Raw genomic sequence first — 9,220 nt, 5'->3', positions numbered from 1 at the left:
GGCGGGGCTGGCCCTTCCGCTCTGGTCGCGCGACCAGACCGAGGTGGTCGGCTCGCTGGCCATCGCCGGCCCGCAGCAACGCCTGAATGAGGAATCGGTCCCGCGCATGCTCGAAGCCCTGCGCGAGGCCAGCCGCCGGCTGGAAGAGGTGGTGGGCTTCGGGCGCTAGTGCCGCTAGCGCGCCCACAAGGCCCGCGCCACGGCATCGCCGCTGGCGCCGCCGCCGAACACAAGCTGGCCGATGGCGAACCCCAGTTCGCGGTAGCTCTCCCACTGCGCTTCATTGAAGAACTGCTCGATGGTGGGCTCCTGCGGAAAGTCCGGATGGCCGGCGCCGTATTGCTGCACGTCGACCGGTGCCGGGGCAATCTGGCAAGGCTTGAGCAGCACGATGCGCGATACGGGGCGACGCATGGCGGCGGGTTCGTCAGCGCGGAACACGTTCAGCAGCATCGCGCACTTGTTGCCCGCCGACGGGTTCTCGCTCTGGCGAGCCGCCGGCAGGAAATCCTCCTGCGTGCCGAACACGCTGCCGAGCACCGCATCGCCGGCGGCCGCGGCATCGACCACGATCTCCAGCCCCATGTCGATGCGGGCCAGCCGGATCAGGTTGGCGAGGTCGCCGAACCGGTAGTCCGGGTCCGCCCCGCAATCGCACAGCACGATCAGCCCCACCCCGCGCTCGGGCCGCAGCAGCTCGTACACCGCGGTGTTCTCGAAATGCCCGCCGTCCGATAGGTATTGCCAGCCACGCCGCGTGCCGTGAAAGCGCGCGCTCAGTTCGCAGGCCAGGTAATACTGCGTGCGCAAGAGCGTGATGAATCCGCCCAGCCAGGGCGACCCGGCAAGATCCGCCTGCACGCGGTTGCGGTCGGCGCCGCCGGCACGCGGGGCGCTGCCGGCGTCCAGCGGATACGACGGCCACCACGTGCCCAGCCGCAGGTTGGCCAACCCCAGCAAGAGCGACGTGCCCAACGTGGTGGAGCGCCCCAGCCCGGTGGAGACCGCCGCGCCCGAGGTCGCGATCCAGTCGCCCAGCGTGCGCGATTGCGAGAGCTCGCTGCCGCCCGCCTTGTGCGTCTCCGGAAAATAGAGCTGCCCGTCCACAGTGAAGCGCACGAAGGAGTCCTCGGGCACGGTGCGCGTGGCCGTCGCGGGCAGCATGAACGGGCCGGGTGCCACGCACAGCGGCTTGCCCTTGCGGTCACGCTGCACCAGTTGCTCGGCGGGATCCACGGTGAGGTTGAGCGTGACGTTGATGAGGTGCAGCGGCGCCAGCATGGCGGGATCGAAGTAGGTGTTCAGGCTGAGCGCGTCGCCCTGCGCGGGCTCGGCCACGCTGAGCCTGGCGCGCTGGCTGGCATGCTGCTGCGCCGGCCCCGTGCCGCTGCCGGGCATGAAGCGCTTGCCGTTGGAGCCGCCGAGGTAAGCGCGGGTGAGGCGGGCCGAGTAGAACGGCTGCAGCGTCGACAGATTCAGGAAGCCGGCGAAACGCCCGGCAATCAGCGTAAGCCCGAGCGCCAGCACGATCAGCGTGCACAGCGCCGGCGTGGTGTAGGCATTGCCGAACGTGAACCAGTCGAGCGGCTCGCCGCCGTTCCAGCGCACCCACAGCACCAGCCACGACCACAGCACGAAGACCAGCAGCGCCACCACAGCGGCGGCAATGCCCGCCAGCAGCGACAGCGGCAGGCGCGAGCGCCACGTACCGCCCTTGCCATTGCCATTGCCACCATTGCCGCCCTTGCCATCGACCAGCCCAGCGCCATAGCGGATCAGCCAGACCAGGGCGCCCAGCGTGCCCGCCGGCACCAGCGTGCTCCATGGCAGGTGCGAGGCCTGCGTGTAGAGATAGAAGGTGCGCGCCGCGGTGTCCGCCACGCCCAGGGCTGCGAGCCACAGCGCGACGCCGATGGCCTGGCTCAGCATGCGCGTGGCGCGCACCCGGTAATCCTGCACGGTGGCGGGCGGCACCCGGCACAAGGCAAAGCAGCAAGCCACGCCCAATAGCGTCAGCACCGCCATCGCCAGCAGCAGGCAGGACAACACCAGCCCCGGCCCCAAGTGGTGCAGGGCCGCGGCCAGGACCAGCATCGCCACGCCGGCCAGCGCGGCCAGGCGCGTGGCGAGGCTGTCGAAGCGCAAGACCGGCTTGTCATCGCCGCGCGGATAGACCAGCCAGTAGGCCAAGCCCGGCGGTACGGCAAACAGCAGCAGCGCCGCCAGCGGCAGCCACAGCAGTTCGCTCCACCAGATCGCCAGGCCGCCCTCGTTGAACACCTGGCGAGCATCGTGCAGCAGGTCCATCTCATGCCGGCCCAGGTCGAGCCAGGTACCGATGGCGAGATGGCGCAGCAGCGCCAGCACCGCCAGCAGCAACAGCAGCGCGCTGCCAATCACGTATTGCATGGCAAACCAGTTGCGCACCACCAGCGAAGCCGCATAGAGCGAATCGCCGGCGCCGGTCGGGGTCAGGTAGCGGCCGTTCTCGCGCAGCCACGCCACCGCGGCGCGCCCCGGGTCGGCAGCGTAGGACGCCGAGGAGTGGATGCGCCCCGGCGGCTCATGCTGCAGCGTGCGGTAGGCGAGCGCCGCGGCCTCCGGCGGCGTGGTGCCGGGCTTCAGCCGGCCCGGCACGAACAGGCTGCAGAAGAAGGCGCCGATGTAGCCGCCGCCGCTGACGGTGGAGAGGTAATCGAACTGGCCGAGCAGGGATGTCGTGGCTGGCGCAGGGGCGGGAGTGATGGCATCCGGTCCATCGCCTTCCTGCACAGTGTCCGGCGGCGCCTCTTTGGCAACCTCGTGCAGCGCGGGACCGGCCACCGGCGGCGTGGGCGCCTTGGCCAGCGCCTGCATCACGCCCAGGCAGAAGGTAGCGCTGCGGATCCCGCCGCCGGATAGCGCCAGCGCCCAGTGGCTGTCGCCATCGCGCACGCGCCTGGCGATCCCGAGTTGCCGGCGCCGGCGCGCAATGCGGGCCAGCTCGTCATCCGAAGGCTGCTCTTGGACTGGCATGCGGGCCCTCCCTTTGCACATTCCCGCCCAAGTATAGGCGGCGCCACGGCGTGGCGAAGCGGGCACGCGTGCGCCGTTGCGCCGCAGCGTTCGGTGTTTACCCTGATTGTTGGATGCCATGGCGAGGCCTAGCATTTTACCAATACAGAGACAGTGTCTCTTATATAGAGACACAAAACGCCAAGCCCCGACGATTCCATGCTCAAGACCCTCAACGGCGCCCTCGGCCTGCTGACGCATTTCACCGTGCGCCAGCCGAGCTGGGGCGTGCGCGAACTCGCCAAGCACGCCGGCATTCACCATGCCGTGGTGCACCGCGTGCTCGCCACCTTCGCCGCCAACGGCTTCCTGGTGCAGGACGCGGCCGGCCGCTATGGCCTGGGCCTGCGCTGGCTGGAGATGGGGGAGGCCACGCGCAAGACCTTCTCGCCGAGCGAAATCGTGCAGCCCGCGCTGCAAGCGCTGGCCGCGCAGAGCGGCGAGACCGTCTTCCTGTCGTGGCGCGAGGGCTTTGAGGGCTTGTGCACGGACATTGCGCAGAGCCAGCACCAACTGCGCTTTTCCATCGAAGTGGGCCAGCGCTTCCCGCTGTTTGCGGGTGCGCATGCCAAGGCCATCCTGGCCTTCCAGGACGAGGCCTTGCGCCGCGATGTGTACCACGCGGGCGGCTGGCAGGACGCGGCGGTGGACGCGCTGGAGGCGCAGCTCGCGCGCATCCGCGCCGACGGCTGGGCGCATACCCGCGAGGAAGCCGCCGCCACGGTGGCCGGGCTGGCGGTGCCGCTGTGGTCGCGCGACGGACGCGCGGTGGTGGGCTCGCTGGGCATCGCCGGGCCGCTGCAAAGACTGGACATACAGGCCGTTCCCCGCCTGCTGGACGCGATGCGCCGGGCCAAGGGGCCAATCGAGGAGGTTGCCGGCTTCATCCGCTAACAAATAACGTGCGGAGAACAGTGGCAGGACAGATGATGAAAGGTAGAACCATGAAAGCCCCGGCAGCAATGAACCCATCCCTGGTGGCCAAGCCCGCCACACGAGCGCGCATCACCGAACCCTTCCTGCTGCTGGTATCGGTGGGGCTGTCGGTCTTCGGCGCGATGATCGGCATGCAGCTGATCGTGTCGCTCGGCATCTCGGCCAATACGTCCATCATCGGCGCGCTGATCGCCATCGTGTTCTCGCGCATCCCGCTGGAGATCACGCGGCGCTTTCGCGTGCTGGAGCGGCAGAACCTGGTGCAGACGGCGATTTCCTCGGCCACCTTCGGCGCCGCCAATTCGCTGATGATCCCGCTCGGCGTGCCCTACGCCATGGGCATGCCGGAGCTGGCCACGCCCATGCTGATCGGCGCGGTGATCGCCATGTTCGTCGATGGCGCCATGCTGTATTTCCTGTTCGGCAGCAAGATCTTCCCGGCCACCGGGACCTGGCCGGCGGGCATCGCCACGGCTGAAGCGATCTGGGCGGGCGACCGCGGCGGGCGCAAGGCGGCCTTTCTGGGCCTGGGCATCGCGGTAGGCGTGGGCGGGGCATGGCTGGGCATCCCGATGTCGGCGTTCGGCGCCGCCTTCCTCGGCAACCTGGCGGCGCTGACCATGTTCGGCGTGGGGCTGCTGACGCGCGGCTATTCGCTGCCGCTGCTTGGCATCGACATCGCCAAGGCGTATATCCCGCACGGCCTGATGATCGGCGCCGGGCTGGTGGCACTGTTCCAGGTGGCACGCGAGATTCACAAGTCGCGCAACGCCCCGGCCGCCGACGCACGCACCATCGAAGTCCCGGCGTTGCGCGCCAGCCGCATTCTCTCAGGTGGCTTCCTCGTCTACCTGGCCATCGCGTTGCTGATCTCCGTGCTGGCCGGCCACGTCTCCGACATGTCCCCGGGCATGCTGGTGGCGTTCGTGCTGTACGCGGCGTTTGCCGCCTATGTGCATGAGCTGATCGTGGGCATCGCCGCCATGCACTCGGGCTGGTTCCCGGCCTTTGCGGTGGCGCTGATCACGCTGACCATCGGTATCCTTATCGGCTTTCCGCCGACGGCCCTGGCGGTGCTGGTGGGCTTCTCCGCTGCCACCGGACCGGCCTTTGCCGACATGGGCTACGACCTCAAGACCGGCTACCTGCTGCGTGGCGAAGGCTGCGACATGGAGGCCGAGCTCGCCGGGCGCAAGCAACAGTTCTTCGCCGCGATGATCGGCTTTGCCGTGGCGGCCGTGGTGGTGCTGGTGTTCCACGGCACCTTCTTCTCGCAGGGCCTGCTGCCGCCGGTGGACCGCGTCTATGCTGCGTCGATCAAGGCCGGCTCGTCCGCCGAGATCGCGCGCAACCTGGTGATCTGGGCCATTCCGGGCGCGCTGCTGCAGTTGCTGGGCGGCTCCAAGCGCCAGCTCGGCATCCTGCTGTCCACCGGCATGCTGATCGCTTCGCCGTTGGCCGGCTGGGCCGTGCTCGCCGGGCTGCTGATCCGTTTCGTGCTGCTGCGCCTGCGTGGCGAGCGCGATATCGCGGAGATGAGCGCCTTCGCCGGCGGCGTGATCGCGGGCGATGCGCTGTTCAGCTTCTTCGGCTCCGTCACCAAGCTGCGCAAGTAAGCGCTACCGAAGCACCCTCTTTCCTGCCTCACCCCGAGAAGTTCCATGGATATCCAAGCAATCCGCGCCGACACCCCGCTGACGGCCACAACCATCTACCTCGATACCGCGGCGGCCTCGCTGCCGCCGGACGCCGTGCTCGACGAAGTGCGCGCCTACCTGCTCGATACCGGCCACGTCGGCATCTACCTGCCGGCCTTCCGCAAGGCCACCTATGCCCGCGTGGAAGCCGTGCGCGCACAACTGGCCGGCCTGCTGGGCGCTGCCGCCGACGAGATCGCCTTTACCAAGAACGCCACCGAGAGCATCTCCATCGTGGCGCGCGGCATCGCCTGGCAAGCGGGCGACGAGGTGCTGGTGGCGGACACCGAAATGCTCAGCAACCTGCTGCCGTGGAAGCGCCTGGAGCAAACCCACGGCATCGTGGTGAAGATGGTCGCGGCCGATGCACAGGGCCTGTTGTCCCCCGAAAGCTTTGCCGCCGCCGTGACGCCGCGCACGCGCCTGCTGACGTTCTCGCACCTGCCCAACTCCACCGGCGCGGTGCAGCCCGCCGCCGCCATCTGCGCGGTGGCGCGCGCGCACGGCGTGCTGTCGCTGGTGAATGCCGCGCAAAGCGTGGGCATGCTGCGCTCGGACGTGCAGGCGCTGGATTGCGATTTCCTGGCGGGTTGCGGGCGCAAGGCGCTGCGCGCTACCGAAGGCTCGGGCTTCCTCTATGTGCGCCGCGCGCATATCGAGGCGATCGAGCCGGCCCTGGTGGGCTGGTGGAACGGCAGCTATGACCGCGCCACCGGCGCGCTGTCGCTGGTGCCGGGCGCGCGCCGCTTCGAGGCGGGCTGTCCGATCGTGCCGGCCATCCTTGGGCTGGGCAGCGCCATCGGCTATGCCGAGCGCATCGGCATCGATGCCATCGAGGCCCGCGTGCGGGATCTCACCGCCTACGCGGTAGCGAAGCTGTCCGCCATCGCCGGCTTCGAGCTCTACGGGCCGGCCAACGCCACCGAGCGCATCGGCATCGTGCCCTTCAATGTGCGCGGCGTGGATCCGGCAAAGATCGTCGCCGCGCTGGAACAGCAGCAGTGCATCATCGAAGCCGGCAACTTCATGGCCGATGCCATCCTGGCGCGCTACGGCGTGTCCACCATGGCGCGGGTCTCGCTGCACTACTTCAACACGCATGAGGAAATCGACCGCGTGGCCGCGCTGATCGCCGCCGCCGTCGCCTGAGCCTCGATATTCGACTGCACTACCGGAACCCCAGACATGAACCAACGCATCCTGCTGATGAGCAGCTCCCGCAAGGACAACCTCGGCTACCTCGAACACGCTGACGCGCAGATCCATACCCTGCTCAAGTACGAGCCGCGCAAGGTCCTGTTCATCCCCTTCGCCGGCGTGACCTTCAGCTTCGATACCTATGAAGGCATGGTCAAGCCGGTGTTCGAGCGCCTGGGCTACGCGCTGGAATCCATCCACCGCAGCGCCGACCCGTGCCGCGCAGTGGACGAGGCCGACGCCATCGCGGTAGGCGGCGGCAATACCTTCGCGCTGCTCAAGCGCATGTACGACGCCAATCTCGTCGACGCGATCCGCGCCAAGGTGCAGGCAGGCACGCCGTACGTGGGCTGGAGCGCCGGCAGCAACGTGGCCTGCCCGACCATCCGCACCACCAACGACATGCCCATCGTGCAGCCGCCCTCGTTGCGCGCGCTGCGCCTGGTACCGTTCCAGATCAACCCGCATTTCATCAGCGGCAAGCCTGCCGGCCATAACGGCGAGAGCCGCGAAGAGCGCCTGGCCGAGTTCCTGCACATCAACGCGCCGGAGCAGGTCCTCGCGCTGCCGGAAGGCTCCGCGCTGTTCTCCGATGGCAGCAACGGCACCGTGCTGGGCGAGCGCCACGCGCTGCACTTCACCGCCGAGGGGCAGGTAGAGACGCTGCGCGAGGGCGAGACCTTCCCCTTGTCGCGCATCTCCGGGCCGGCCGGCATGGACGGCTGGCAAGACTTCCGGGCCTGACTCCGGGATTGATTCCGGGCTTGATTCCGGGCACTACCCCCGGCGCCTCGCGGCGCTAAACCACCCACGCCATACCCCCGACGCAGGGCGAAAGACCCCTGCGCAGGCCCCCTATTACCCTTGGAGGAGGAAACACCATGACCAACAAGCACTGGCTTGGCGCGCTCGCATTGAGCCTGCCCGCCGCCGCCATGGCGCAGAGCGGCGTCACGCTGTACGGCGTGCTCGACACCGCGCTCACCTACCAGACCCATTCGGACCCTAACGGCAACGCGCAGGTTGGCCTGCAACAGGGCGGCGAAGGCTTCTTGTCCGGCAGCCGCTTCGGCTTCAAGGGCAGCGAAGACCTGGGCGGCGACCTGTCGGCGGGCTTCATGCTGGAAAACGGCCTGCTGGCGGATACCGGCAAGCTCGACCAGCAGGGCCAGCTGTTCGGCCGCCAGGCCTATGTGAAGATCGGCAGCAAGCGCTATGGCGAAGTGGCGCTGGGCCGGCAGTACACCACGGCCAACACCATGCTGTACCACGTGGACCCGCTCGGCGTGGGCGCCGCGCCGTCCAATGCGTGGATGGTCTTCCTGACCGGCCAGCGCTACGACAACGCGGTGAGCTACACCGGCAACTACGGCCCGGTGGCGGTGATTGCCGAGTACGCGCTGGGCGAGACCGCCGGCAAGGGCTCCGCGCTGTCATCGATCTCGCTGGGCGTGAAATACGCCTCGGGCCCGCTCGTGGCCGTGGGCGACTTCCAGCAAACCCGCGACAGCATGAGCCGCGCCGCGCGCATCTACCTGGCCGGGCTGAAAGCCTCGGTGGGCCGCGCCAGCCTGTTCGCCAACTATATCTACAGCGACCGCGACGCTGGCTTCGATTCGTCCAAGGGCGGCACCGATACCGCCACCATCACCAGCATGTCGACCGCCGCCACCGCCACCAACCGAGCCGCTTTCAACTCGGTGTTCGGCAGCAGCCGACGCGACGACTTCTTCACCGTGGGCGCCAACTACACGGTCACCCCCGCCGTGACGCTGACCGCCAGCGTGATGCACGACCGCACCCGCGCCGACGCCTTCAGCGGCAACCGCACCACCGCCTACGGCTTGGCCGACTACGCCTTCAGCAAGCGCACCGACGTGTATCTGGCGCTGGCGTACGACTGGGTACATGGCGACTGGTCCGGCCTGTTCGGCAACGGCACGACCAACTGGACCGGCGACAGCGGCAAGAAGCTGGACGGCCGCAATAACCAGACGACCGTGATGCTGGGCATGCGCCATCTGTTTTGAAGGTGCGGCAGGCCAATGCGGATTGGAATGACGGCGGCATATCGGTCGCCCGCCCTCTCCCCCAGCCCCTCTCCCGCAAGCGGGAGAGGGGAGCAAACCGGCAGGAGAATTGAAGCATCGATCCGGTTCGGCCGTGATTCGCGCCCCCAGGCGGGAATCACCCCAGCGCGATGCGAAGCGAGCCGTGAAGGTGTGCCAAGGCCGTATGGCGCGCCTTCTTTGCCTACTTTCTTGGCAAGACAAGAAAGTAGGTCGCCGCCCCGCAGGGGTGGTGAAACTGCCTTTGACTTTAAGCCTTTGACCTTA

The 9,220-nt window shown here is 68.3% G+C and carries 6 protein-coding genes; 5 read left to right on the top strand and 1 reads right to left on the bottom strand.

Features of this window, described 5'->3' with window-relative positions; translation table 11 throughout:
• Window positions 1-174: 174 nt before the first annotated feature.
• The gene (locus tag ACYP5B_RS09800) at window positions 175-3,015 is read right to left on the bottom strand and encodes a hypothetical protein (RefSeq protein ID WP_459569445.1); all 2,841 of its coding nucleotides are present in this window, start codon (window positions 3,013-3,015) and stop codon (window positions 175-177) included.
• A 198-nt stretch (window positions 3,016-3,213) separates the two neighbouring features.
• Here ACYP5B_RS09800 and ACYP5B_RS09795 point away from each other — a divergent pair, with 198 nt between their 5' ends.
• From ACYP5B_RS09795 to ACYP5B_RS09775, 5 genes are all read left to right on the top strand, one after another.
• Entirely contained in the window at window positions 3,214-3,948 is a 735-nt protein-coding gene (locus ACYP5B_RS09795; protein ID WP_318237207.1) for an IclR family transcriptional regulator, read from the top strand.
• 50 nt (window positions 3,949-3,998) lie between these two features.
• Window positions 3,999-5,606 carry an OPT/YSL family transporter gene (locus tag ACYP5B_RS09790; protein ID WP_459569444.1) on the top strand — a complete coding sequence of 536 codons (1,608 nt, stop codon included), beginning with the start codon at window positions 3,999-4,001 and terminating at the stop codon, window positions 5,604-5,606.
• Between the two features lie 45 nt (window positions 5,607-5,651).
• Complete coding sequence (locus tag ACYP5B_RS09785) at window positions 5,652-6,836, top strand: aminotransferase class V-fold PLP-dependent enzyme (RefSeq protein WP_400093742.1); 1,185 nt, start codon at window positions 5,652-5,654, stop codon at window positions 6,834-6,836.
• Window positions 6,837-6,872: 36 nt separating this feature from the next.
• On the top strand, window positions 6,873-7,628 hold the full coding sequence (gene pepE, locus ACYP5B_RS09780) for a dipeptidase PepE (protein WP_459569443.1): 756 nt from the start codon (window positions 6,873-6,875) through the stop codon (window positions 7,626-7,628).
• Between the two features lie 137 nt (window positions 7,629-7,765).
• Window positions 7,766-8,914, top strand: coding sequence for a porin (locus tag ACYP5B_RS09775; protein ID WP_459569442.1), 1,149 nt, complete (start codon window positions 7,766-7,768; stop codon window positions 8,912-8,914).
• Window positions 8,915-9,220 lie beyond the last annotated feature (306 nt).

It is taken from the genome of Cupriavidus sp. 8B, assembly GCF_054589115.1.
Note: the sequence above shows the minus strand (reverse complement) of the source record. Positions and strands in the feature narration are given on the sequence as shown.

Coding starts and splice junctions, on each gene's coding strand:
- ACYP5B_RS09795 (WP_318237207.1), top strand. CDS start 3,214: ATGCTCAAGACCCTCAACGGCGCCCTCGGCCTGCTGACGCATTTCACC.
- ACYP5B_RS09790 (WP_459569444.1), top strand. CDS start 3,999: ATGAAAGCCCCGGCAGCAATGAACCCATCCCTGGTGGCCAAGCCCGCC.
- pepE (WP_459569443.1), top strand. CDS start 6,873: ATGAACCAACGCATCCTGCTGATGAGCAGCTCCCGCAAGGACAACCTC.
- ACYP5B_RS09800 (WP_459569445.1), bottom strand. CDS start 3,015: ATGCCAGTCCAAGAGCAGCCTTCGGATGACGAGCTGGCCCGCATTGCG.
- ACYP5B_RS09785 (WP_400093742.1), top strand. CDS start 5,652: ATGGATATCCAAGCAATCCGCGCCGACACCCCGCTGACGGCCACAACC.
- ACYP5B_RS09775 (WP_459569442.1), top strand. CDS start 7,766: ATGACCAACAAGCACTGGCTTGGCGCGCTCGCATTGAGCCTGCCCGCC.